At 69.7% G+C, this 24,647-nt stretch carries 20 protein-coding genes; 14 read left to right on the top strand and 6 right to left on the bottom strand.

Annotated features, from left to right (window positions below):
• The first annotated feature begins 285 nt into the window (after positions 1 to 285).
• From rpsB to H286_RS0104250, 8 genes are all read left to right on the top strand, one after another.
• Positions 286 to 1,179 carry a 30S ribosomal protein S2 gene (gene rpsB / locus H286_RS0104215; RefSeq protein ID WP_020097217.1) on the top strand — a complete coding sequence of 298 codons (894 nt, stop codon included), beginning with the start codon at positions 286 to 288 and terminating at the stop codon, positions 1,177 to 1,179.
• 78 nt (positions 1,180 to 1,257) lie between these two features.
• Positions 1,258 to 2,085, top strand: coding sequence for a translation elongation factor Ts (gene tsf, locus H286_RS0104220; protein WP_020097218.1), 828 nt, complete (start codon positions 1,258 to 1,260; stop codon positions 2,083 to 2,085).
• Positions 2,086 to 2,172: 87 nt separating this feature from the next.
• Positions 2,173 to 2,892: a UMP kinase gene (gene pyrH / locus H286_RS0104225; protein ID WP_018188029.1), complete on the top strand. Its 720-nt coding sequence runs from the start codon at positions 2,173 to 2,175 to the stop codon at positions 2,890 to 2,892.
• Between the two features lie 55 nt (positions 2,893 to 2,947).
• The gene (gene frr, locus H286_RS0104230; protein ID WP_020097219.1) at positions 2,948 to 3,502 is read left to right on the top strand and encodes a ribosome recycling factor; all 555 of its coding nucleotides are present in this window, start codon (positions 2,948 to 2,950) and stop codon (positions 3,500 to 3,502) included.
• Between the two features lie 7 nt (positions 3,503 to 3,509).
• Positions 3,510 to 4,541 (top strand): phosphatidate cytidylyltransferase, encoded by a 1,032-nt coding sequence (locus tag H286_RS0104235; RefSeq protein WP_020097220.1) that lies wholly within the window; start codon positions 3,510 to 3,512, stop codon positions 4,539 to 4,541.
• Complete coding sequence (locus tag H286_RS0104240) at positions 4,538 to 5,092, top strand: DivIVA domain-containing protein (protein WP_020097221.1); 555 nt, start codon at positions 4,538 to 4,540, stop codon at positions 5,090 to 5,092. Before H286_RS0104235 ends, H286_RS0104240 begins: the two co-directional genes overlap by 4 nt.
• Before the next feature lie 43 nt (positions 5,093 to 5,135).
• Entirely contained in the window at positions 5,136 to 5,849 is a 714-nt protein-coding gene (locus H286_RS0104245) for a phage tail tip lysozyme (RefSeq protein ID WP_020097222.1), read from the top strand.
• 4 nt (positions 5,850 to 5,853) lie between these two features.
• The gene (locus H286_RS0104250) at positions 5,854 to 6,135 is read left to right on the top strand and encodes a hypothetical protein (RefSeq protein WP_018188024.1); all 282 of its coding nucleotides are present in this window, start codon (positions 5,854 to 5,856) and stop codon (positions 6,133 to 6,135) included.
• On the opposite strand, the gene H286_RS0104255 is transcribed toward H286_RS0104250, so the two are convergent.
• Positions 6,136 to 7,209 (bottom strand): AI-2E family transporter, encoded by a 1,074-nt coding sequence (locus tag H286_RS0104255; protein WP_018188023.1) that lies wholly within the window; start codon positions 7,207 to 7,209, stop codon positions 6,136 to 6,138.
• 155 nt (positions 7,210 to 7,364) lie between these two features.
• On the opposite strand from H286_RS0104255, the gene H286_RS0104260 reads away from it, so the two are divergent.
• Positions 7,365 to 9,146: a glycosyl transferase gene (locus tag H286_RS0104260; protein ID WP_231370882.1), complete on the top strand. Its 1,782-nt coding sequence runs from the start codon at positions 7,365 to 7,367 to the stop codon at positions 9,144 to 9,146.
• On the top strand, positions 9,143 to 10,090 hold the full coding sequence (locus H286_RS0104265; RefSeq protein ID WP_020097224.1) for a tetratricopeptide repeat protein: 948 nt from the start codon (positions 9,143 to 9,145) through the stop codon (positions 10,088 to 10,090). Before H286_RS0104260 ends, H286_RS0104265 begins: the two co-directional genes overlap by 4 nt.
• A gap of 73 nt (positions 10,091 to 10,163) precedes the next feature.
• Here H286_RS0104265 and glgB read toward each other — a convergent pair whose 3' ends face one another.
• Genes glgB through glgX form a run of 3 tightly spaced genes read right to left on the bottom strand, consistent with a single transcriptional unit; the run spans position 10,164 to position 16,522 of the window.
• Positions 10,164 to 12,305, bottom strand: coding sequence for a 1,4-alpha-glucan branching protein GlgB (gene glgB, locus H286_RS0104270; protein ID WP_020097225.1), 2,142 nt, complete (start codon positions 12,303 to 12,305; stop codon positions 10,164 to 10,166).
• Positions 12,302 to 14,377: an alpha-1,4-glucan--maltose-1-phosphate maltosyltransferase gene (locus H286_RS0104275; protein WP_020097226.1), complete on the bottom strand. Its 2,076-nt coding sequence runs from the start codon at positions 14,375 to 14,377 to the stop codon at positions 12,302 to 12,304. Before H286_RS0104275 ends, glgB begins: the two co-directional genes overlap by 4 nt.
• A gap of 45 nt (positions 14,378 to 14,422) precedes the next feature.
• A complete protein-coding gene (glgX, locus tag H286_RS0104280) occupies positions 14,423 to 16,522 on the bottom strand; it encodes a glycogen debranching protein GlgX (RefSeq protein WP_020097227.1) in 2,100 nt (699 codons plus the stop codon).
• Positions 16,523 to 16,573: 51 nt separating this feature from the next.
• Between glgX and H286_RS0104285 the strand changes: the two genes are divergently transcribed.
• Together H286_RS0104285 and mnmA are read left to right on the top strand one after the other, a co-directional pair.
• The gene (locus H286_RS0104285; protein ID WP_020097228.1) at positions 16,574 to 17,758 is read left to right on the top strand and encodes a cysteine desulfurase family protein; all 1,185 of its coding nucleotides are present in this window, start codon (positions 16,574 to 16,576) and stop codon (positions 17,756 to 17,758) included.
• A 9-nt stretch (positions 17,759 to 17,767) separates the two neighbouring features.
• A complete protein-coding gene (gene mnmA / locus H286_RS0104290; RefSeq protein WP_028497389.1) occupies positions 17,768 to 18,865 on the top strand; it encodes a tRNA 2-thiouridine(34) synthase MnmA in 1,098 nt (365 codons plus the stop codon).
• On the opposite strand, the gene H286_RS0104295 is transcribed toward mnmA, so the two are convergent.
• The gene (locus H286_RS0104295; protein WP_020097230.1) at positions 18,822 to 19,844 is read right to left on the bottom strand and encodes an epimerase; all 1,023 of its coding nucleotides are present in this window, start codon (positions 19,842 to 19,844) and stop codon (positions 18,822 to 18,824) included. The two genes, mnmA and H286_RS0104295, sit on opposite strands and share 44 nt — an antisense overlap.
• Before the next feature lie 53 nt (positions 19,845 to 19,897).
• Here H286_RS0104295 and H286_RS0104300 point away from each other — a divergent pair, with 53 nt between their 5' ends.
• Entirely contained in the window at positions 19,898 to 20,593 is a 696-nt protein-coding gene (locus tag H286_RS0104300; RefSeq protein ID WP_020097231.1) for a DUF4166 domain-containing protein, read from the top strand.
• Positions 20,566 to 22,890: an NAD-dependent DNA ligase LigA gene (gene ligA, locus H286_RS0104305; protein WP_028497390.1), complete on the top strand. Its 2,325-nt coding sequence runs from the start codon at positions 20,566 to 20,568 to the stop codon at positions 22,888 to 22,890. Before H286_RS0104300 ends, ligA begins: the two co-directional genes overlap by 28 nt.
• A 3-nt stretch (positions 22,891 to 22,893) precedes the next feature.
• On the opposite strand, the gene H286_RS0104310 is transcribed toward ligA, so the two are convergent.
• Positions 22,894 to 24,594, bottom strand: coding sequence for a long-chain-fatty-acid--CoA ligase (locus H286_RS0104310; RefSeq protein WP_020097233.1), 1,701 nt, complete (start codon positions 24,592 to 24,594; stop codon positions 22,894 to 22,896).
• Positions 24,595 to 24,647 lie beyond the last annotated feature (53 nt).

A 24,647-nucleotide genomic window follows, 5' to 3' on the forward strand; every position in this document is an offset into this window, starting at 1 on the left:
CCTGATCGTCGACGGGTGCGACAACAGCGCGACGACGGGTTCGCCATCCGGGGGATGATCCGTCGTTCCGCGGCGCGGGGGAGAAGCCCCGTTCTTGCTATGCTGATGGGGCACCTCGCTCGTCGGGGTGACTACGCGTGCCCTGAGCGGCTCGATCCGACCACGTCGATCGACATCGCGGCATCCCACCCAACGGTCTCCTCCGGGAGCGGGTGCGTGCCGGGCACCAGGCTCGTCGCGACCAACGGTCCGGCGCGATCAACCACACAGAACAGGAGAACGGCCATGGCCGTCGTCACCATTCGCCAGCTGCTCGACAGCGGCGTCCACTTCGGACACCAGACCCGCCGGTGGAACCCGAAAGTCAAGCGCTTCATCCTCACCGAGCGCAGCGGCATCCACATCATCGACCTGCAGCAGTCGCTCGGCTACATCGACAAGGCGTACGAGTACGTCCGCGAGACCGTTGCCCACGGCGGCACCGTCCTTTTCGTCGGCACCAAGAAGCAGGCGCAGGAGATCATCGCCGAGCAGGCAACGCGCGTCGGCCAGCCCTTCGTCAACCAGCGCTGGCTCGGTGGCCTCCTCACCAACTTCTCGACGGTCTCCAAGCGCCTCGCTCGCATGAAGGAGCTCGAGGAGCTCAACTTCGACAACCCCTCGGAGAGCGGCTTCACGAAGAAGGAGCTGCTTCTCAAGAAGCGCGAGCTCGACAAGCTGCACAAGTCGCTCGGCGGTATCCGCAACCTGACCAAGACGCCGTCGGCCATCTGGATCGTCGACGCGAAGCGCGAGCACCTCGCGGTCAGCGAAGCGCAGAAGCTCGGCATCCCCGTGATCGGCATCCTCGACACGAACGCCGACCCGGACGAGTTCCAGTTCCCGATCCCGGGCAACGATGACGCGATCCGCTCGGTCAGCCTGCTGACGCGCATCATCGCCGACGCCGCCGCCGAGGGTCTCATCCAGCGCCACAACCCGACCGATGAGTCGGCCGAGGCCGAGCCGCTGGCCGACTGGGAGCGCGAGCTCCTCGAGTCCGCTCCCGCCGAGCAGGCCGACGCTCCGGCTGCGGAGGAGTCCGCTGCCGAGGCTCCTGCCGAGGAGGCTCCGGCCGCCGAGGAGGCTCCGGCCGCCGAGGCGACCGAGGCTCCCGCCGAGGCCAAGTCCGCCGAGTGATCTTCCCGTCGGCGCCCCGCCACCCGCGGGGCGCCGACGTCCGGATACAACCACCCAACTACTGAGGAGCCGCCACCCATGGCAAACTTCACCATCGCCGACATCAAGGCGCTGCGCGAGCAGCTCGGCACGGGAATGGTCGACACGAAGAAGGCGCTCGAGGAGGCCGAGGGCGACCTCGAGAAGGCCGTCGAGATCCTCCGCCTCAAGGGCGCGAAGGGCAACGCGAAGCGTGCCGACCGCTCGACGAGCGAGGGCCTGATCGCCGCACGCGAGCAGGACGGCAAGGTCACGCTCATCGAGCTGAACACCGAGACCGACTTCGTCGCGAAGAACGAGCGTTTCATCGCGCTCTCCGAGAAGGTCCTCGACGCGGCTGCTGCAGCCGGTGCCGACTCGGCCGAGGCTGCTCTCGCCGCCGACGCCGGTGGCAAGACGGTCGCCGACCTCATCTCCGACGAGGCCGCGATCATCGGCGAGAAGGTCGAGCTGCGCCGCGTCCGCACCCTGTCCGGTGACGCGTTCCAGGTCTACCTGCACAAGACGAGCAAGGACCTGCCCCCGCAGGTCGGCGTCGTCGTCGCCTACTCGGGTGACGACGCCGAGACCGCTCGCTCGATCGCGCAGCACGTCTCGTTCGCCAACCCGACGTACCTCTCGCGCGACGAGGTCCCCGAGGCCGACGTCGAGAAGGAGCGTGAGATCGTCACCGAGATCTCCCGCAACGAGGGCAAGCCCGAGGCCGCCCTTCCGAAGATCGTCGAGGGTCGCGTGAACGCGTTCTTCAAGCAGGTCGCCCTGCTCGACCAGGACTACGCGAAGGACAACAAGCTGTCCGTCGCCAAGGTCGCGGCCGACGCCGGGATCACGATCACCGGCTTCGCCCGCTTCAAGGTCGGCGCGTAAGCAGATGGACGAGGGGTTCGCATCGGAAGATGCGGACCCCTTTTCCGTGCCGTTCGATAGTCTCCCCCTAGACGAGAGGATCCCCGCGTGATCGATGAGAACACCGGACGCCGTCGCGTCCTTCTGAAACTTTCCGGCGAAGCGTTCGGTGCCGGCCAGCTCGGCGTCAACCCCGACGTGGTCAGCCAGATCGCCCGAGAGATCGCGGCGGCCGTCGACCGCGTGGAGGTCGCCGTCGTCGTCGGCGGCGGGAACTTCTTCCGCGGCGCTGAGCTGAGCCAGCGCGGCATGGACCGCGGCCGCGCCGACTACATGGGCATGCTGGGCACGGTGATGAACGCGCTCGCCCTTCAGGACTTCCTCGAGCAGGCCGGCGCCGCCACACGCGTGCAGTCCGCGATCTCCATGACACAGGTCGCCGAGCCCTACATCCCGCGCCGCGCCGAGCGTCACCTCGAGAAGGGCCGCGTCGTCATCTTCGGCGCCGGCGCCGGACTTCCGTACTTCTCGACCGACACGGTGGCCGCGCAGCGCGCCCTCGAGATCGGAGCGGTCGAGGTCCTCGTCGCCAAGAACGGCGTCGACGGCGTCTACACCGCCGACCCGAAGACGGATGCCTCGGCGCAGAAGCTCGACACGATCACCTATCGTGACGCTCTGCAGCGTGGCCTCAAAGTCGTCGATTCGACGGCGTTCAGCCTGTGCATGGACAACGGCATGGACATGCGCGTGTTCGGTATGGAGCCAGCCGGCAACGTCACCCGTGCACTCCTCGGAGAATCGATCGGCACGCTCGTCAGCGTCTGAGGTCCACCCGGCCGACGACTAGACTCAACAGGACGTACCGACGAATGGAGAGACCGTGATCGCCGAGATCCTGGCCGACACGAAGACCCGCATGGCCCGCGCCGTCGAGGCTGCGAAAGAGGACTTCTCGACCGTCCGCACCGGACGCGCGAACCCGCAGCTGTTCCAGAAGGTCATGGTCGAGTACTACGGCACCCCGACCCCGCTGGCGCAGCTCGCATCGCTCAACGCGCTCGAGGCTCGCACGCTCGTCATCACCCCGTACGACAAGTCCGCGTTGAAGGGCATCGAGCAGGCCGTCCGCGACATGCCGAACCTCGGCGCGAATCCGTCGAACGACGGCAACGTCGTCCGTGTCACGATGCCCGAGCTGACGGCTGACCGCCGCAAGGAGTACGTCAAGCTCGTCAAGACCAAGGCGGAGGACGCGAAGGTGCACGTCCGCGGCATCCGTCGCAAGTCGAAGGACGAGCTCGACGCTCTCAAGGGCGAAGTGAGCGACGACGACCTCGCTCGTGCCGAGAAGGAGCTCGACGCGGTGACCAAGACGCACGTCGACCTGATCGACGAGGCGTTGAAGCGCAAAGAGGCAGAACTCCTCGAGGTCTGAGATCGTCATGTCCGAAGACGCATCGGGGAAGGCGCCCGGACCGGACGCCTCCCCGAGCCGATCCGACTCGCGCCGCGGCGGGGATGCCGCGGCGGACTCGTCGTCCTTCCAGGCTCACGTGCGTGCAGCGCGCAGCGAGTTCGAGAGCCAGATCGAACGTGCTCGGGTCGAGTTCGAAGAGGCCAACGAGCGTCTGAACGCGCGCTCCGGGCGCAATCTCCTCGTCGCCACCCTGATCGGTCTCGCGATCGGTGCGGTGGTGCTGGGGTCGCTGCTGTTCTGGAAGTGGGCGTTCATCGCCTTCGCCGTGCCGCTGTGCCTCATGGGAGCCCTCGAGTTCACTCGTGCCCTCCAGGCCGCGGGCCGTCGGATCGACCTCGCCGCGCAGCTGTCGGCCGGTGTCCTGGTCCTCGGCGCTGCGTTTGTGGGCTACCTGACGCAGTGGTTCGTCATCTTCGCCGCCGTCGTCCTCGTCGTCGTGTGGCGTCTCGTCGCCCAGATGGCGGCTCATGACGGGCGGCGGTACGGCGACGTGGTCAGCGATGTCCTCGCCAGCGGTCTGATCCAGCTGTACGTCGTGTTCCACGGCAGCCTCGCACTGGTGATCCTGCGTCAGGATCACGGCGAGCTGTGGTTGCTCGCCGTACTCGTCATCGCCGTGGCGGTGGACACGGGTGCGTACGCCAGCGGTGTCGCGCTCGGTCGGCATCCGATGGCCCCTCGGATCAGCCCGAACAAGACCTGGGAGGGGTTCGGCGGCGCCGTCGTCGCCAGCCTCGTCGCCGGCGGGCTGCTCGGCGTGCTGATGCTGCAGATCCCGCTCTGGGCCGGCCTCATCCTCGGACTCGCCATCCTCGTCTCCGCGACGGTGGGCGACCTCGGCGAGTCCCTCATCAAGCGCGACCTCGGCATCAAGGACATGAGCTCCTTCCTCCCCGGCCACGGGGGAGTGCTGGACCGCCTCGATTCGATCCTCCCGTCGCTCGTCCCCGGCCTCGCCCTGTACATCCTCCTGAATCCGTTGAGCGCACTGACATGACCGAACTGACTTCGCCCGCCGCTTTTCCCGCCTCCGGCCGCCGGAAGGGTTACGCGCGGCAGCCCGTCGACGAGTTCCTCGCCTCGACGCGCGCGGCGTTCGAGACCGAGGGTACGACGGTGACGTCCGAGGACATCCGGAGCGCGGCTTTCCCGATCGTCCGGGACGGGTACGCCGTCGAGGCCGTCGACGCCGCCCTGGCACGCATTGAGGATGCGTTCGCGCAGCGGGAGCGGGCCGCGGCGATGTCGCAGCGCGGCGCGCGCGCGTGGGTGGGCGCGTCCCGTGCGCTCGCCCAGGAGATCCTCGACAGGCTGTCCCGCCCCGCCCACCACAAGTTCCGGCGCGTCTCGCCCCTTCGCTTCGGGTATCGCGTCGACGAGGTCGACCTCGTCGCGGGTCGCGTCGCGCGGTACCTCGAGGCAGGCGACGGGCTCACGATCGAGCAGGTGCGCACGGTGGCGTTCCGTATGCAGCTCCGTGGCTACGACGAGGCGCAGGTGGATGCCGTGCTGGATGCGGTGGTCGACGTGATGCAGTCCGTCGGATGACCGCGTGGCGGCGGTTCCCCGCCGCGGATATGATCGGTGCACTGTGACTTCCGGCAACGAGATCCTCCCGTCCCGCACCGGCGTCGCCGCGCGGTCGGGCCGGCACTCGGCACTCGTCGCACCTGCTTCTCGCTGGTCGCGTCGTCGCGGTGTGCTCGGGGCGTTCGCGGTGATGGCGACGGCGGGGTTCGTGGCGGCATCCCTCGTCCCGCTCGTCTCGTTCCCGAACACCGCTGAGGCGACCGAACTCGACCCGATGTCGCTCTACGCCTCCACGGTCCACGACGCGCAGCAGTATCACGCCGGCGAGGCCCCGGTCCTCGAACTCGACCGTGCGAGCGAGTACACGGTGTACGTCAAGCCGACCCCCACTCCGACGCCCACTCCCACCCCCGCGAAGAAGTCCGGCTCGGGCTCGTCATCCGGGTGGAGCCCGCCGTTCGTGACCCCGAATCCCGGGAGCGCGCAGGCCATCGCCTACGACATGGTGACCGCGCGCGGCTGGGGCGACTCGGAGTTCGCCTGCTTGGTCGCGTTGTGGAAGAAGGAGTCGGGCTGGCGCGTCAACGCGTACAACGCCTCGAGCGGTGCCTACGGGATCGCCCAGGCCACTCCCGGACGCAAGATGTCGTCCGTGGGCTCTGACTGGCAGACGAACCCGGCGACACAGATCACGTGGGGACTCGGCTACATCCAGGGCCGGTACGGCACCCCGTGCGGCGCGTGGGGGAAGTCGCAGCGTTCGGGCTGGTACTGAGCCGATGCCCCGCTCGCACCGCCGGAAGCCCACCGGCTCCGACGCATCCTTCGATCGCCTGCTGGCCGGCTGGAAGCGGACCGAGCAGCGACGCGGTGTGGAATGGACCGTTCAACCGGTGTCGGCCGTCCAGGCGCAGAAGGAGTACACCTGCCCCGGCTGCGGCCGCACGGTGCCGCGGGGAACGGCGCACGTCGTCGTCTGGCGTGCCGACGGTGTGCTGGGGGATGCCGCCGATCTGGCGGCGCGGCGCCACTGGCACACCGCCTGCTGGCGGATCGCCTGATCAGAGTTCGTTCTGACGCGGGATCAGGACCTGTCGGTAGATGATCAGCACGCTTGCGGCGACCGGGATGGCGATGAGGGCGCCCAACAGGCCGAGGAGCGAACCGCCCGCCAGCGCCGCGATCACGACGACGGCGCCGGGGACCGAGACCGCGCGGCTCATGATGCGCGGCGAGATGAAGTACGCCTCGACCTGCATGTAGACGAGGTACCAGATGAGTGCCACGAGGGCGGTCAGGGGAGAGGCGAGCCCGAGGCATGCGATCACGATGATGGCAGATCCGGTGAGCGTACCGACGAGCGGGATCAGAGAGAAGAAGAAGGCGATGACGGCCAGAACGGCCGGGAACGGCGCCTTGATGATCGAGAGGAAGACGGCGCTCAGGATGCCGTTGATGGCACCGAGGATGACCTGCCCCATGACGTAGTAGCCCACCGAGGCGGTGATCTGCTCGGAGAGGTCGACGAACCGCTCCCGCTTGGATGCCGGGGCGAGTTGGTAGACGGAGCGCTTAAGCGACCGCATCGACGCGGTGAAGTAGATGGTGAGGATCAGGACGATGATCGTCCCGGTGGCGAAGGCGACGATCCCCGCGCCGAAAGACAGCAGGCCGGATCCGAGGGACGCGCCGATGTCGGTGAAATCGAGTCCGTTCCACCAGTCATTCACGTAGTTGAGGACCATGTCGACCTGCAGGAGCGGGAAGGTGTCGGCCAGCCACTTGCTGACGACCGTGATCGGGTTCCACTCGCCGTTGATCGCGCTGTCCACGAGGCGCTGAGTCTGCTGGACGAGCTTGGCGATCTGGTCCACGAGGACGGGCACGACGATGAGCACGAGGGCGGACGCGATAGCGAGGAGCCCTGCGAAGGTCGCCACCAGGGCTCCCCAGCGCGGGAGGCCGCGGCGCTCGAAGAAGGAGACGACGGGGTCGAGTCCAAGAGCGAGGAACAATGCCGTGCCGATGTAGAGGAACACCGTCGACAGCGTCTGCACACCGGTCAGGATGAGGATGCCCACGCCCACGCCGAGCGTGGCGATCAGTGCAGTACGGAACGGATGCTGGATCTTCACGTCGGCCCTTTCCCAGGTCTGCACTCACCCTAGTTCTCTCATAGCGACCTCATGAGCAGACACACGCTCCCACGCGTTTGCCAGCGCCGTTCGCTAGGCTGGAATGTCGATCGACCATGCACCCCCTGATGCAGGTCGGAGGAGGGCGGCGGTTCGTGAGATTCGTGTGGGCGATCATCGCCTTCGTACTGGCCACGGTGATGATCGGTGCCGGCATCGCACAGCGCACGATCCTCGAGGCTCCCACGACCGAGACGGCGAAGATCTCGACGGATGGTGCAGAGCCGTACGTTCTGATCGACGGGGCCGTGCTCGCGAGTCATCCCGGTGCGCAGACCGTTCGCATCGACGGGACCGGTCAGGTCTTCGCCGCCTACGGGCGGACCCAGGATGTCACGGCGTGGCTCGCACCGACGCCGTACGTGCACGTGACCCTCGGTAAGGACGGCGAACCGACGTCGAAAACGGTCCCCGCCTCGGCTCCGGTCGAAGGTGCGTCGCCGACGGCGTCTCCCGCCGGATCCGACCTGTGGCTGGACGAGTTCCAGCAGGACGGTTCGCTGGCGACGACGCTGCGGCTGCCCGAGGACATGAGCGTCCTGGTCGCCTCCGACGGCTCGGCGGCCGCCCCCTCCGCCATGAGTGTCTCCTGGCCTACGGGCGCGACAACCCCCTGGGCGGGTCCTCTCCTGGCGGGCGGCATCGCAATGGCCGTCGTGGGGTTGGTCCTCTACATCCTCGCTCTCCGTCATGTACGGCGCTCCCGCGGTCCCCGCCGGAAGGGTCTGCCGCTCACGCAGACCCAGCCGATCGACCTCGCGGTCGAAGAAGCGGAGAAGGGCGTGATCACCGCAGCCCCCACCCGGCGGCGCCTGACGATCGGCCGTCGACGCAGCGTGGTCGCGCTCTCTGCTCTCGTGGCAGGGGGCATCGCTCTGACCGGCTGCTCGCCCGAGGCATGGCCCGATCTGCAGCCCGGGACGACGCCCTCTCCGACTCCGTCGGTCATCGTCCCGGAAGGTCAGGGTGCTCCGGCCGTCACCCAGACGCAGGCCGAACGGATTCTGACGAGGATCTCCGAGCAGGTGCAAGCCGCCGACAAGGCCAACGACCCGAAGGCGGCGGCGGCCAGGCTGACAGGCCCCGCCCTCGTGGAACGGGAGACCAACTACCGCCTGCGCACGGCACTTCCGAAGGCGGAGGCCCTCCCGGCGATCCCCTCCGGTGACATGACGGCGTTCCTCCCGCAGGCCCAGAACGACTGGCCCCGCATGTTCCTCGCCGTCGTCGAGGACGCCGACGGAGTCGGGACGGTGTTGACCGCCACGCAGGAGAATCCCTGGGCCGAGTACAAGGTCGCCTACATCTCCAGTCTCCGGGCCGACGCCAGCATGAACCTCGCGGCCAAGTACGTGGGCGCCGTCGCCGTAGAGCCGAACTCGCCGTTCCTCCTCATGCCGCCCAAGGACCTCGCGGCCGCGTATGCGGACGTTCTCGACAAGGGTGCCAAGAGCGAATTCGCCGGCATGTTCGACGAGAAGAGCGACACCTTCCGCCCGCTGGTGGCGGAGAACCGCGCGACGCTCCTGAAGAACTTCAACGAGACCGGTGAGAAGACCGGCCGCGTCTCCTTCCTCGCCGAGCCCGGCCCGTCCGAGCCACTCTCACTCGTCACGCTCGACAGCGGCGCGATCGTCGCGGTCACGGTGACGGAGAATGAGACGATCGTGCCGACCGACGAGGACGCCGTGATCAAGCTCGGCGACAACGTCGTCGTGAAGGCGCTGTCCGGCGTCTCGCAATCGAGCACCGGATTCCGCACCCGTTACACCGATCAGCTGTACTTCTTCGTCCCCGCGCAGGGGTCGAACGACAAGATCCAGCTGCTCGCCTCCCGTTCCAACGTCCTCGACGCCAAGGTGGTTGAGAAAGAGTGAGTACCCCCGCCCCCGGTGCCGTCCTGCGCGGCGCCGTCGACCTTTCGTCCCTCCGCAACCGGCCCGCCGGCCCGGCGCCCGCCGGCGGCACCGCGCCCTCGCCGGACGGGCAGGCACCGGCATCCCGCCTCGTCTTCGACGTCACGGATGCGGACTTCGGGCAGGTGCTCGAGTTGTCGAAGACGGTTCCCGTCGTCGTCGACCTCTGGGCCGAGTGGTGCGGTCCGTGCAAGCAGCTGAGTCCCGTGCTCGAGAAGCTCGTCACCGAGCTCGGTGGTCGACTCGTGCTCGCGAAGGTTGACGTCGACGCGAATCCCCAGCTCGCCCAGAGCTTCCGTGCCCAGTCGATCCCGCTCGTCGTCGCGCTCGTCGCGGGGCAGCCGGTGCAGCTGTTCACCGGTGCGGTCCCCGAGGCGCAGGTGCGCGAGGTGTTCACGCAGCTTCTGCAGCTCGCCGCCCAGCACGGCGTCACCGGCACCATTCCAATGGAGGGGGCACCGACGGCCGAGGGCGATGACGCTGCTCCCGCGCTCCCGCCCCTGCATCAGGCGGCGTTCGATGCGATCGAGGCCGGCGACTATACCGCTGCCGCGACCGCGTACGAACAGGCGCTGACGGAGAATCCCCGTGACGAGGATGCGAAAGCCGGGCTGGCGCAGGTCCACCTGCTCGCCCGCGTGCAGCACCTCGATCTCGCCGAGGCCCGCGCGGCTGCCGCATCAGCGCCGGCCGACGTCGACGCGCAGTTCGCGGTCGCAGACCTCGATCTCGCGGGTGGTCATGTCGACGACGCGTTCGCGCGCCTGCTGGACCTGTTCGCGGCTCTTCCCGCCGAGGAGCGTGCTCCCGTGCGGGAGCGCCTGCTCGAGCTGTTCGGTGTCGTCGGAGACGCCGATGCGCGGGTGATCCGGGCGCGCGGTCGTCTGGCGAGTCTGCTGTTCTGACGGCTTCCGCAGACGATGGAGAAGGGGTCCGGGGCTGAGCCCCGGACCCCTTCTTACGCCTCGCGGCGGTTTCTCACGCCTCGCGGCGGTGGCGGAGCCAGAGGACGCCCAGCGGCGGCAGAGTCACGTGCGCGGTGCCGTCGGCATCCGTCGTCACGCCTCCGAAGTTGCCGACGCCCGAACCGCCGAACTCGGCCGCGTCGGAGTTGAGCACCTCGGCCCATGCACCGGTTTCGGGCAGCGTCAGTCGCACGTCGTGACGCGGTGACCCGGCGAAGTTGCACAGCACCACGACCGTTCCGCCGTCGTGGTCGCGCCGTGCGAACCCGAGGACGTTGCTGTCGGGGGAGTGCGGCCAGACCCTGGAGAACGCCTCACCGTCGCTGTCCCGCGACCACAGGGGCGCCTCAGCACGGTAGGTGTGGTTGAGGGCTGACACGAAGTGCTGCAGCTGCTGGTGCGCGGGCTGGTCCAGCATCCACCAGTCGAGACCGCGTCCTTCGGACCACTCGGACATCTGCCCGAACTCCTGGCCCATGAACAGAAGCTGCTTGCCGGGGTGCCCCCACATGTACGCCAGGAAGGCGCGCATGTTGGCGAGTTGCTGCCAGTGGTCGCCCGGCATCCGGGTGAACAGCGATCCCTTGCCGTGCACGACCTCGTCGTGGCTGATCGGCAGGACGAAGTTCTCGCTGAAGGCGTAGACGAACGAGAACGAGAGTTCACCCTCGTGATGAGCGCGGTACAGCGGGTCGCGGCCGATGTAGACGAGCGAGTCGTTCATCCAGCCCATGTTCCACTTGAAGCCGAAGCCGAGACCGCCCTGGCTGGTCGGCGCGGTCACTCCCGGGAAGCTCGTCGACTCCTCGGCGATCATCGCGATGCCGGGGTAGCGCTTGTAGGCCGTGGCGTTGACCTCCTGCAGGAAACGCATCGCTTCGAGGTTCTCGCGGCCGCCGTGGATGTTCGGCTCCCATTCGCCCTCTTCGCGGGAGTAGTCGAGGTAGAGCATCGAGGCGACGGCGTCGACCCGCAGCCCGTCGACGTGGAACTCCTCGAACCAGTACAGCGCGTTGGCGACGAGGAAGTTCCGCACCTCGTTGCGGCCGTAGTCGAAGATGTACGTGCCCCAGTCGCGGTGCTCACCGCGGCGCGGATCCGGGTGCTCGTACAGGGGCGCGCCGTCGAAGCGGGCGAGAGCGAACGCATCCTTCGGGAAGTGCCCCGGGACCCAGTCCATGATGACGCCGATGCCCGCCTGGTGGAGGCGGTCGATGAGGTAGCGGAGCTCGTCGGGCGTACCGAAGCGGCTCGTCGGGGCGTAGTAGCCGGTGACCTGATAGCCCCAGGAGCCGCCGAAGGGGTGCTCGGCGAGCGGCAGGAATTCGATGTGCGTGAAGCCCTGCCCGCCGACGTAGTCGACGAGTTCGTCGGCGGCCTCGCGGTAGCCGAGTCCCGGACGCCAGGACCCGAGGTGGAGTTCGTACGTCGACATCGGCCGGTCGTGCACCGACCCGCTCGCGCGGTCGGCGAGCCACTCGTCGTCCGACCAGGTGTACTCGCTCTCGGTGACGACGGATGCCGTCGCGGGCGGGACCTCCGCGCGACGCGCCATCGGGTCGGCCTTCATGACCCACTGCCCGTCGGCGGTGAGGATCTCGAACTTGTACGCGGATCCCACCCCGATGCCCGGGACGAACAGCTCCCAGACGCCGGTGGAGCCCAGGGAACGCATGGCGTGCTGCGTGCCGTCCCACCCGTTGAGGTCGCCGACGACGCGGACGGCCCGGGCGTTGGGAGCCCAGACGGCGAACGACACGCCGCTCAGCGCGTCGTAGTGGCGCACGTGCGCACCGAGCACCTTCCAGAGCTGCTCGTGGCGTCCTTCGCGGATGAGGTGGAGGTCGACCTCGCCGACCGTCGGCAGATGGCGATAGGGGTCGTCGACACGGTAGTCGGGCGCCCCCTCGTAGGTGGCGACGATGTCGTAGGCGGTGGGCTGGACCGTCGTCTCGCCCTCCCAGACGCCCGCGCGGATGTGTCGGAGCTCGACGCGGGCGCCGTCGGAGAGGACGGCGGTCACGGTCTGCGCGAAGGGACGGCGCGCACGCACCACCCACTCGTCGCCGTCCTGGTGGGGGCCGAGCACGTCGTGCGGGGCGTGGTAGGAGCCGGCACCGACGGCATCCAGGATCGAATCGTCGGGACGGGTCATGAGCGTGCCTTCACGTGGAGGATGTGGACGGGTTCGGCGAACGCGTCGAGGCGGACGTAGTTGTGTTCGTTCCAGGTCCAGCGGGCGCCGGTGACGAGGTCCTCGACGTCGTAATCGTGGCCGCGGGGGAGACCCCAGAGCTCCGAATCGACGTGGACCGTCGTTTCGCGCGCCGAGTGCGGGTCGACGTTGGCGACGACGATGATCGTGTCGGATTCGCCGGTCGGTGACAGGGGAGCCGGCAGGTGCTTCGCGTAGGCCACGATCGCATCGTCGTCGGACCCGAGCACGTGGAGCCCGCGGAGCTGTCGGAGCGCGGGATGCGCGCGTCGGATCTCGTTGAGCCGGCGCAGGTACGGCGCGAGCGAGTCGCCCGCGGCTTCCGCGGCCTCCCAGTCGCGGAACTTGTACTCGTACTTCTCGTTGTCGATGTTCTCTTCCGAGCCGGGGCGCGCGACGTTCTCGTAGAGCTCGTAGCCCGCGTAGACGCCGTAGCTGGCGCCCGCGGTCGCGGCGAGCGCCGCACGGATGCGGTAGGCCGGCCGACCGCCGAACTGGAGGTATTCGGTGAGGATGTCGGGGGTGTTCACGAAGAGGTTCGGCCGCATGAAGTCGGCTGTCTCATCGGAGATCGACGCGAAGAACTCCTCGATCTCGGTCTTCGTGTTGCGCCAGGTGAAGTACGAGTAGCTCTGTTGGAAGCCGCTCTGCGCCAGCGCGCGCATCGGCATCGGGCGCGTGAAGGCCTCGGCGAGGAAGATGACGTCGGGGTGCTCCGCGTTCACCGTGCGGATGAGCCACTCCCAGAACTGCAACGGCTTGGTGTGCGGGTTGTCGACGCGGAAGATGCGTACGCCCTGGCGGATCCAGTGGTGGACGATGCGCAGGACCTCGGCGCGGATGCCTTCCGGGTCGTTGTCGAAGTTGACCGGGTAGATGTCCTGGTACTTCTTCGGCGGGTTCTCCGCGAACGCGATGGATCCGTCCGGGAGGGTCGTGAACCACTCGGGGTGCTCCGTGACCCACGGGTGGTCGGGCGCGGCCTGGAGGGCCAGGTCGAGCGCGACCTCGAGTCCCTGGGCGGCGGCCGCGTCGACGAACGCGCGGAAGTCCTCCAGCGTGCCGAGGTCGGGGTGGACCGTGTCGTGGCCGCCGGCGGCGGAGCCGATGGCCCAGGGGGAACCCGGGTCGCCAGGACCGGCATCGAGGGTGTTGTTCGGACCCTTGCGGTTCACTTCGCCGATCGGGTGGATCGGGGGGAGGTAGAGGACGTCGAAGCCCATGGCCGCGACGCCGGGAAGGCGCTTCGCCGCTGTGCGGAAGGTGCCGCTGCGGACGGTGCCGTCCGGCATCCGCTCGGCGCCCTCGGAGCGGGGGAAGAACTCGTACCAGGCGCCCACACCCGCGCGCTCGCGCTCCACGAGGAGCGTGTTCTCCTCGTGGACGGTGTGGAGTGAGACGGCGGGCCGGTCGGCGAAGGCGTCGGCGAGTCCCGGGTCGCGGACGACGATGAGTGCGGCGGCGTCATCGACGGAGTCGTCCCGGAGCGCGCGGGCGGCGGCCGCGAGGGCGGTTCGTTCGTCTGCCGGTCGGGTCTTCTCCGCGGCTGCGCGTTCGAACAGGCGAGCACCCGTCTCGCGCATGAGGATCGGGTCGACTCCGGCCGCGATCTTCACCTCCGCGGCATGCCGCCACGTTGCGTAGTCATCGGCGAATGTCTCGAAACGGAAGCGCCAGGTGCCCTGTTCGAGGGGTGCGACGTGCACCTGCCAGGTGTCGAAGCCGTCGTCCAGCGGATGCAGCCGGTGCAGACTCGCAGCGCCGGAGGGTGACGTCAGCCGCAGGTGCACTCCGATCCGGTCGTGTCCTTCACGGAACGCGGCGACCGTGAAGGGCACCGCCTCGCCCACGAAGGCCGACGGGGCGAACCTGCCGCCGGGAACGCTCGGACGGTGCGAGGCGATCGGGATGCGGCCGTTGCGAATACCGGCATCCTTCTTCGTCGCCTTCGCCGGGCGAAGGGGGATCTCTGCGGAGCTGCGGACGGAAGCGGGGGAGATCGGTGAGGCCACGTTCCGAACCTACCGTTGCCGGGCGGACCCGGAAACGGCCCTGGATCACTCGGCCCGGAACAGGTACATTGACGTCCCCGCCGCCGGGAAGGTCTCGCCGGGGGTTCGGACATCCGCGTGATCGGACGGCCGTTCGTCGACGCTCGACCAGAGCGGGACGAACCTGGTGACCCCGTCCAGCGCGGGCAGCGTGATGTCCGTCGCCCGCTCGCGACCGTGGACCACCAGGAGGATGCGGTTCGGCGCCTCGTGCTCCGGAGTCGACTGGGCGTCGTACTGCAGGGTCCGGTGGGACGGATCCGTCCACTGCTCCACCGACATGGTTTGGCCGTGCTCGTCGTACCAGTCGATCACCGAGGCGCTCGGCACCGTCTTGTCGGCATGCGCGAACCGCACGGGTCGGAGCGCGGGGTTTTCGCGGCGGATGCGCGTGAGCAGCTCGACGTGCGCGCGGAGCTCCTCCTGCCAGTCGCTCAGGTCCCAGTCGTACCAGGTCAGGTCCGAGTCGTGGCAGTACGCGTTGTTGTTGCCGTCTTGGCTCCGGCCGATCTCGTCGCCCGCGGTGATCATCGGGACACCTGCGGACAACAGGAGCGTGCCCATGAGGTTCCGCATGGCCCGCCGCCGCGTGCGCAAGACCGCCTCGTCGTCGGTCGGTCCCTCGAAGCCGTGGTTGAAGGATCGATTGGTGTCCGCGCCGTCGCGTCCGTGCTCGCCGTTGGCGTCGTTGCGCTTGACGTCGTAGGAGACGAGGTCGTGCAGGGTGAACCCGTCGTGCGCGGTGACGAAGTTCACGCTCGCGAGGGGTCCCCGCTCGGCGCTGAACGTGTTGGCGGAGCCGGCCAGGCGGGTGGCGAACCCGCCGATGCCGACGGGCGTCACGTCCGCGCGCCGCGAGTAGTCGATGTCACTCAGCCAGAAGTTCCGGACCCGATCGCGGTACCGGTCGTTCCACTCGCTCCACCCCGTGCCGAATCCGCCGGTCTGCCATCCGCCCAGGCCGACGTCCCACGGCTCGGCGATCTTCTTCACGCCGGTGAGCGCGGGGTCGTCGATGATCGCGCGCAGCAGCGGATGGTCAGCGGTGAACGTGTGCGAGGCATCCCGTCCCAGGGTCGGCGCCAGATCGAATCGGAACCCGTCGATCTGCACCTCATTCGCCCAGTAGCGGAGGGAGTCGAGGACCAATCGGGCCGCGGCGTCCGTCGAGGTGTCGACGGAGTTCCCGCATCCGGTCACGTCGATGTAGGTACCGTCCTCGGCCTGCCGGTAGTAGGCGCGGTTGTCGATGCCGCGGAAGCTCGACCGCGGCTCCCCGAGCCCCTGCTCGGAGGTGTGGTTGTAGACCACGTCGAGGATCACCTCGATGCCGGCCTGGTGGAGCAGCTTGACCATGCCCTTGACCTCGCGGAGCACGGCGCCTGCGCCCTCGGCCTGCGCCGCCGCGGTCGCATACGGGGCGTGGGGCGCGAAGAACCCCACCGAGTTGTATCCCCAGTAGTTGGTCAAGCCCAGCTGCAGCAGGCGCGGCTCGCTGGCGAAGGCGTGGATCGGGAGGAGCTCGACGGCGGTCACGCCGAGGCGCTGGTAGTGCTCGATCATCGCCGGGTGCGCCATGCCGGCGTACGTGCCGTGCAGCGCCGCCGGGACCCCGGGATGCCGCTTGGTGAGCCCCTTGACGTGCGCCTCGTAGACGACGGTGCGGTCGAGGGGCGTCTCGGGCTTGCGCACGCCACCCCAGTCGAAGCACTCGTCGACGACGACCGATCTCCAGGAATGGATGCCGGGCACCGCCAGCCCGCGCGCGTACGGGTCGATGAGGAGGGTCGCGGGATTGAATGTCATCCCCGGGCCGTGCGGTCCGTCGACGCGCACGCTGTATCGCACGCCCGGGCGGAGCACGGGTGTCGTCACCTCCCAGACGCCGCCGCCCGCGGGCGAGAGCGGCAGAGTCTCGACGATCCAGTCGGGGTCGTCGTCGTCGAACACGACCACCTCGACGGCGCTCGCGTCGCCGGACCAGATGCGCAGGGTGGCGACGCCGTCGTGCAGACGTACCCCGAGACGGTCGTACGTGTCCGAGAGGAGGTCTGCGGCGGGGGAGACGGATGCCGCGGTGGTCGGGTCGGCCGGGGCGGAGATCATGCGTTCTACAGTAGTGAGCAGGTGATGGACGACAGCGGCAGGCGGAGGGCGATGGGGGTCTATCTGGACCACGCGGCATCCACGCCGCTGCGGCCCGAAGCGCGCGAGGCGTGGCTCGCTGCGGCGGAGCTGACCGGGAACGCGTCCTCGGTGCACGGTGCGGGGCAAGCCGCACGCCGCGTCCTGGAGGATGCGCGCGAGCGCATCGCGGCGGTCCTCGGCTGCGATCCGATCGAGGTCGTCTTCACCTCGGGGGGCACGGAGTCCGTCAACCTCGGCGTGAAGGGTCTGTGGTGGGCGCGGGAGCCCGACCGCTCGGCGATCGTCCTGCCCGACGGCGAGCACCATGCGACCCTCGACACGGTCGAGTGGCTCGCCGCAGCCCAGGGGGCGCAGGTCCGCCCGGTGCCGTTGGACCAGGAGGGGGCGATCGACGCCGACGCCTTCGCCGCGGTGCTGCCGGGTGCGGCCCTCGCGACGGCGCTCGTCGCGAACAACGAGGTGGGGACGGTGTCCGACGTGGCCCGGCTCGCCGCGGCCGCAGCGGATGCCGCCGTGCCGCTGCACCTCGACGCGGTGGGCGCGATCGCCCACACACCGATCGACTTCGCCGCGCTCCGCGGAACGGGGAATGCGCCGCACGGACTCGTCGCCGCCAGCGTCTCGGGTCACAAGGTCGGCGCTCCCGTCGGTACGGGGGCACTCGTGGTCTCGCGGTTCGCCCGAATCGGCGCCGTCCTCCACGGCGGCGGACAGCAGCGAGGTCTCCGCTCCGGCACCCCCGACGTCGCGGGTGCCGCTGCCGTCGCCGTCGCCCTCGAGCTCACAGCGGCTGAGCGGGACGCCGAGTCGCCGCGACTGACGGCGCTCGCGGGTCGGCTGGCCGACGGCATCCGTCGCGTCGTCCCCGGGGCGCGCCTGCTGGGCTCGCCGGACCGGCGGCTGCCGGGCCACGTCCACGTCCTGTTCCCCGACGCGCTGGGCGAGACCCTGCTGTTCCTGCTCGACCACTCCGGCGTCGAGGTCTCCACGGGGTCCGCGTGTCAGGCCGGGATCGCGGAACCGAGCCACGTCGTCATGGCGCTCGGATACGGCGACCGCGAGGCGCGCTCGGTCCTGCGGATCACCCTCGGGCGATCGAGCACGGCGGACGACGTCGACGCGTTCCTCGCGGCGCTCCCGGATGCGCACCGGCGAGCCGCGGCATCCAGCGCCCGTGCGGCCGCCCGCTCGTAGACTGGAACGATGCGCGTACTGGCAGCGATGAGCGGCGGGGTCGATTCGGCGGTTGCCGCGGCCCGAGCCGTCGACGCCGGACACGACGTCGTCGGCGTCCACCTCGCGCTCTCGCGTGCGGGCGGGACGCTGCGCACGGGCAGCCGGGGCTGCTGCACGATCGAGGACGCCCTCGACGCGCGGCGCGCGGCGGATCTGCTCGGCATCCCGTTCTACGTGTGGGACTTCTCCGAGCGTTTCCGGGACGACGTGATCGACGACTTCATCAGCGAGTACCGGGCGGGGCGCACCCCGAATCCGTGCATGCGCTGCAACGAGAAGATCAAGTTCGCGGCTCTCCTCGAGCGCGCGATCGAGCTCGGATTCGACGCCGTCTGCACGGGCCACTACGCGACCCTGGTCGACGGCCCCGAGGGCCGCGAGCTGCACCGCGCGTCGGATGAGGCGAAGGACCAGTCCTACGTCCTCGGTGTGCTGACGGCGGATCAGCTCGCGCACACGTACTTCCCGCTCGGCACGACCCCGTCCAAGGCGGTCGTCCGCGCTGAGGCCGCCGAGCGCGGCCTGACCGTCGCCCAGAAGCCAGACAGCCACGACATCTGCTTCATCCCCGATGGCGACACCCGCGGCTGGCTGGCCGAGAAGGTCGGCGCCGAGCAGGGCGACGTGCTCGACCGGGACGGCGCCGTCGTGGGCCGCCACGAGGGTGCGCACGCCTTCACCGTCGGTCAGCGTCGCGGCCTGCAGCTCGGCGTGCCGGCCGCGGACGGCAAGCCGCGCTTCGTCCTCGAGGTGCGTCCCGTCTCGAACACCGTCGTCGTCGGTCCCAAGGAGGCGCTCGCGACGGCGGAGATCTCCGGGGAACGGCACAGCTGGGCCGGCCGTGCGCCTGAAGACGGCGCGTTCGCGTGTCACGTCCAGATCCGGGCACACGCCGACCCGGTGCCGGCGCGTGCCACGGTGGCCGCAGGCTCGGTGACGGTCGTCCCCGACGACCCCTTCGACGGGGTCGCCCCCGGTCAGACGGCGGTCCTCTACGACGGAACGCGCGTCATCGGTCAGTTCACGATCGCGCGGACCGTGTCCGCCGTGCCGCAGGACGCCTGAGCCTCCGCTCGCGTTCGACGGACGCGAGCGCCTCGCGCAGGTCGGTGTGCGAGAAGCGGAAACCCGCATCGACCAGTCGCTCGGGCGCGACCCATCTGCTCTTCAGGATCAGCTCGGGCTCGGTGCGGAGGACCCACATGGCGATCTCGAGCATCCAGCGGAGCGAGGGGATTCCCACCGGCATCCCGACGACGCTCCGGAGGGAGCGCATGAGCGACCGGTTGTCGGATGCCTCGGGCACCGCGACGTTCACGACCCCCGCGATGTCGTCCCGCCGCACGAGGAACCGGATCGCGTCGAGCACGTCGTCGATGTGCACCCAGCTGAACCGCTGACGGCCGCGCGTGCGGTACCAGGGCGGCCGTCCGCCGGTGGGCTCGTCGCCGATGCCGCGATAGCGACGGTGCGGCGGAACCCAGCCGTCGTGCTGCGGCCCGCCGAGGCCGGTACGGGCGAGGGTGAGCAGCATGCGTGTCGCGGGACCGTCGCCGACGACGATCGCCAGGCGGAGCGCGACGCGCCTCGTCGCGGGGAGGTCGCCGGCGAAGAAGGCGCGCTCCCACGCCTTCGCGACGTCGACCGAGAACCCGGCGCCGAGCTCGCCGGTCGGCTCGGTGTTCGGCCGGTCCATCGCGTGGCGGTAGATGGTCGCGGTCGACGAGTTCACCCAGAGTCCCGGCGGGACGGATGCCGCCGCCACCGCATCGTGCAACGCCCGCGTCGTCTCGACACGGGAAGCCAGGATCGCGTCGCGGTTCGCATCGGTGTAGCGGCAGTCCACGGATTTCCCGGCGAGGTTGACGAGAAGGTCCGCGCCGTCGATCGCTGCACGGAGCGCCTCGGGGTCGTTCCAGGACACGCGGGAGGTCCGACCCACCTCGACGACGTCGTAGCCGTCGGCGCGGAGAGAGGCGGCAAGAGCTTCGCCGATGAACCCGCCGGCTCCGGCGACCACGGCACGGGGACGGTCGGTGCTCATGCCTCGACGCTACAGGCACCGGCCGCCACCTCCGCCCGCGGTAGATTCCGAGCATGACCACCGCCGCCGGGGACGCCCCGGCATCCGTCTACCAACGCGTGCTCGGTGAGGCGTACGGCGATCTGCCGCCCGTGCTGGCGCGGTACTTCGGTCCCATCCCTCCTGGGCACGTCGGGGTCGGGGAGGGGACGTACGACACCGTCGGATCCCGCTACCGCCTGATCGCGTGGCCGCTGCTCGCTTGGTCGGCGCGGCACGACATGCTCTTCCCCGAGGCGGGTGAGCAGGTGCCGTTCCTCGTCGAGAACCGTCCCCTCGCGGACGGTCTCGCCGGATCGCGGTGGTTCGCGTTCCCCGGCCGGCTCCGGGTCATGCGCGACACGATGCGTGCCGGTGACGGCGAGATCATCGAGAGGATCGGCCGTCGCGGTGGGTTGGAGGTACGCCTTCGCCCCGCCGTCGCGGACGGCCGGATGGTGCTGCGCTCAGGACGACTCGCGTGGCGGGTGCGCGGCATCCGCGTCCCTCTGCCCCGGGTCGCCTCGGTCACCGTGCAGGAGAGTGCGGGCCAGGGCGGCGACGGGCGTCAGCGCGTCGACGTCCGGCTCCGGATGCCTCTCCTCGGCGAGGTCTTCCGGTACTCGGGATCGTTCGCCTACCGCATCGTGCGCGACGACGACAGCGGCTCAGGAGTGTCGGCCGCCCTCCCTACACTGTCGATGTGGCTGACGCAGAACTCCCCGCACTGACACTCGATGAGGCGCGCGCCGCCGCCGAGAGCCTCACCGAGAAGATCCTCGGTGCGCGCGAGGCGTATTACGGCGGCGACGTGGGGCTCGTCGACGACGCGACCTATGACGGGTGGATGCACGAGCTCGAGGCCATCGAGCGCGCGCATCCGGAGCTGCAGGGCCAGGACTCGCCGACGCAGACGGTCGGCGCGGCCGAATCGTCGATGTTCGCCCCCGTCGAGCACGCGGAGCGGATGCTGAGCCTCGACAACGTGTTCTCGCCGGAGGAGTTGCGGGAGTGGTGCACGAAGGCCGAGGCCTCGGCCGGACGCCCGGTGCGCTGGCTCACCGAACTCAAGATCGATGGTCTCGCCATCTCGCTGCGATACGAGGACGGGGTCCTGACCTCGGCCGCGACCCGAGGCGACGGCCGCATCGGCGAGGACGTGACCGTCAACGCGGTGCGCGTGGCCGGCATCCCCGATCGACTGGCGGGGGAGGGGCATCCCGCTCTCGTCGAGGTCCGCGGCGAGGTCTTCATCCCCGTCGCGGCGTTCGAAGAGCTCAACGCGCTTCAGGCGCGGCTGCGAGAGCGCGTCATCGCTGACGCGGCCGTGCGGCCGCGGTACGACGAGGAGAAGGCCCAGAAGAGCGCCGCCCGGCGCTTCCCCGCGTTCGCCAACCCGCGCAATGCGGCCAGCGGCGGACTCCGCCAGCAGCTCGACAAGAAGTCGGGTCTCGAGCTGGAGGCCGGCGAGGCCCGTCTCGCATCGCTGCGCATGTACGTGCACGGGATCGGCGCGTGGCCGGACCCGCCCGTCGCCGCGCAGAGCGACGTGTACGGGCTTCTGGCCGAGTGGGGGCTCCCGGTCAGTCCCTACCCGCGCACCTTCGACGACGTCGACAGCGTCCTCGATTTCGTTGCGGAGTACGGCGAGAAGCGACACTCCGTTGCGCACGAGCTCGACGGCATCGTCGTCAAGGTCGACGAGCTCTCGCTGCACGATGAGCTCGGCGCGACCAGTCGCGCGCCGCGGTGGGCGATCGCCTACAAATACCCGCCGGAAGAGGTGCAGACGCGGCTCGTCGACATCATCGTGTCGGTGGGGCGCACGGGCCGGGCCACGCCCTACGCGCAGATGGAGCCCGCACTCGTCGCCGGAAGCGTCGTGCGTCAGGCCACCCTTCACAACCAGGACGTCGTCAAGGCCAAGGGCGTGCTGATCGGCGACATCGTCGTGCTGCGCAAGGCGGGCGACGTCATCCCCGAGGTGCTCGGGCCGGTCGCAGAATTGCGCGACGGCACCGAACGGGCGTTCGTCATGCCGACCGAATGCCCCGAGTGCGGCTCGACGCTCGCCCCCGCAAAGGAAGGCGACATCGATCTGCGCTGCCCGAACACCCGCGGCTGCCCCGCGCAGGTTCGCGGACGCGTTGAACACATCGGCTCCCGCGGCGCGCTGGACATCGAGGCGCTCGGCGAGGTCACCGCGGCCGCCCTGACGCAGCCGCTCCCGCCGCAGGAACCCGCCCTCGACACCGAGGCGGGGCTGTTCGACCTGACGGTGGAGCGGCTCGTCCCGATCGAGGTCATCGTCCGGGACTCCGAGACCGGCGAGGCGCGCGTCGACGAGAAGACCGGCGACGTGATCCGACGCGCTCCCTTCCGCCGCAACCCCAGCGCGGCGGAGAAGAAGGAGGGTCTCACCGGCCCGCAGCCGTCGGCTCAGGCGCTCACCCTCATCGACGAACTCGAGAAGGCCAAGACGAAGGACCTCTGGCGGTTCCTCGTCGCCCTCAACATCCGGCACGTCGGTCCGGTCGCCGCCCGTGCGCTGGCGCAGTACTTCGGCTCACTCGACGCCATCCGCGCCGCCTCGCGCGATGAGCTCGCCGCCGTCGACGGCGTCGGAGGGATCATCGCCGACGCACTGCAGGACTGGTTCGCGGTCGACTGGCACGTCGACATCGTCGATCGCTGGGTCGCGGCCGGTGCGCGCCTGTCGATCCCGGGTCACCCCGGGCCCGGTGCCGCCGCAGCAGCAGGCGGCGTCCTCGAGGGCATCACGGTCGTCGCGACCGGCTCGCTCGAGGGCTACACCCGCGAGGGCGCGCAGGAGGCGATCATGCAGGCGGGGGGGAAGGCGGCATCCAGCGTCTCGAAGAAGACCGACTTCGTCGCTGCCGGCCCCGGCGCGGGATCGAAGCTCGCGAAGGCCGAAGCGCTCGGGCTCCGCATCATCGATGCGGCTCAGTTCCACCTGCTCGTCACCGAGGGGCCGGACGCCCTCGGCGAGGCCCCTGCGGCGGAGTGAGGCTCAGTCCTTCTGCGCGAGCAGCGCGTCCCGCACCTGGCGCCGCAGCACCTTGCCGATGAGCGAGCGCGGCAGGTCGTCGACCGGTTCGATGCGACGCGGAACCTTGTACGGGGTCAGTCGTGTCCGCGCGAAGGAGCGGATGTCGTCGACGTCGAGGGCGGTCACGCCGGGGGCGGGGATGACGACGGCCACGACCTGCTCGCCGCTGTGCGGATCGGGCAGGCCGACCACGGCGGCATCCGCCACCTGCGGGTGCTGACGGAGCGTCGCCTCGACCTCGGACGGTGAGACGTTGAAGCCGCCCGTGACAATCAGCTCCTTCAGCCGGTCGACGACCCGGAAGAAGCCGTCTTCGTCGCGCTCGACGATGTCCCCGGTGCGGAACCAGCCGTCCTCGAGGACCTTCTCCGTCTCCTCCGGCTTGCCGTAGTACCCCGAGAAGACCTGCGGTCCGCGCACCACGAGCTCGCCGGGCTCGCCGACACCGAAGACGCGCGACGGGTCCTCCGGATCGACGACCCGCGCGTCGGTCCCGGGGACAGGGATGCCGATGGTCCCCGCCTTCCGGCTGTCGGCGGGCGGGTTCACCATTAAGACGGGCGAGCACTCGCTGAGGCCGTAGCCCTCGATGAGGTAGCCGCCCGTGGCCTCCTCGAAGGGTTCGACGAGCGCCGGCGAGAGGGCCATCGCCCCCGACACGCCGATCCCGATGCCCCGGATCGACGCGCCGGTCTCACGGGCACGAGCGAGCAGGCGCTCCGCGATGGGCGGGACGAGGGGCAGGACCGTCGGCGGGTGCTTCTTGATCGCGTCGATCACCATGTCGGCGTCGAACTTCGGGAAGAGCACGAGACGCGCTCCCATCGACATCGCGAACGTCAGGCACAGCGTGAGCCCGTACGCGTGGAACATCGGCAGGACGGCGTAGAAGACGCATCCGTCCCCGCGGACCACCGCCGGGATGAACGCCTGACTCTGGCGGGCGTTGGCGAGGAGGTTCCGATGGGTGAGTATCGCACCCTTGGGCGTGCCCGTCGTTCCGGAGGTGTACTGGAGGACCGCGAGGTCGTCGGTGGCCGGGCGCGGGTGGGATGCCGGGAGCGGCTCGGTCCGGACGAGGTCCTCCCACGTGTGCGTCCCGCGCACCGGTGCGGTGAGCGCCTCACGGGATTCGCGGGCCTTGGCGATCGGCAGCCGCAGCGCGAGCCGCGTGTGCAGCGGGAGCGCCGTCGTGATGTCGACCGACACCAGTGCATCGACGTGCAGGTCCGCCGGGAACTCCTGGACGGTCGCGACGACCTTGTTCCAGACGATCGCGTGGCGCGCACCGTGGTCCTGGAACTGGGTCCGCAGCTCCCGCGGCGTGTAGAGCGGGTTGTGCTCCACGACGACGGCCCCCAGGCGCAGGACAGCGTAGAAGGCGACGATGTGCTGCGGGCAGTTGGGAAGGACGATCGCGACCCGGTCGCCCTTCTTCACCCCGAGGCGGCGCAACCCGGCCGCCGCTCGACCCACGGCATCCGCCAGCGCGGAGTAGGTCGTCTCCTTGCCGAAGAACTGCAGCGCGGCCGCCTTCGGGTAATCGCGGACGGAGTCGTCGAGCAGATCCATGAGCGACCCGGTGACGGGCGGGAGATCGAGCGGGACGCCGGCGTCGTAGGACGAGAGCCAGGGGCGATCGGCGGAGATCGAATCGGTCACGTCCTCAGCCTAGGGCGAGCGCTCGGACGACGAGTGGCCCGAACTAGACTGGG

Origin of the sequence: Microbacterium sp. 11MF, assembly GCF_000383475.1 — a bacterium.
GTDB lineage: Bacteria > Actinomycetota > Actinomycetes > Actinomycetales > Microbacteriaceae > Microbacterium > Microbacterium aquilitoris.

Coding starts and splice junctions, on each gene's coding strand:
- rpsB (WP_020097217.1), top strand. CDS start 286: ATGGCCGTCGTCACCATTCGCCAGCTGCTCGACAGCGGCGTCCACTTC.
- tsf (WP_020097218.1), top strand. CDS start 1,258: ATGGCAAACTTCACCATCGCCGACATCAAGGCGCTGCGCGAGCAGCTC.
- H286_RS0104235 (WP_020097220.1), top strand. CDS start 3,510: ATGTCCGAAGACGCATCGGGGAAGGCGCCCGGACCGGACGCCTCCCCG.
- H286_RS0104240 (WP_020097221.1), top strand. CDS start 4,538: ATGACCGAACTGACTTCGCCCGCCGCTTTTCCCGCCTCCGGCCGCCGG.
- H286_RS0104250 (WP_018188024.1), top strand. CDS start 5,854: ATGCCCCGCTCGCACCGCCGGAAGCCCACCGGCTCCGACGCATCCTTC.
- glgB (WP_020097225.1), bottom strand. CDS start 12,305: ATGACCCGTCCCGACGATTCGATCCTGGATGCCGTCGGTGCCGGCTCC.
- glgX (WP_020097227.1), bottom strand. CDS start 16,522: ATGATCTCCGCCCCGGCCGACCCGACCACCGCGGCATCCGTCTCCCCC.
- H286_RS0104285 (WP_020097228.1), top strand. CDS start 16,574: ATGGGGGTCTATCTGGACCACGCGGCATCCACGCCGCTGCGGCCCGAA.
- mnmA (WP_028497389.1), top strand. CDS start 17,768: ATGCGCGTACTGGCAGCGATGAGCGGCGGGGTCGATTCGGCGGTTGCC.
- H286_RS0104295 (WP_020097230.1), bottom strand. CDS start 19,844: ATGAGCACCGACCGTCCCCGTGCCGTGGTCGCCGGAGCCGGCGGGTTC.
- H286_RS0104300 (WP_020097231.1), top strand. CDS start 19,898: ATGACCACCGCCGCCGGGGACGCCCCGGCATCCGTCTACCAACGCGTG.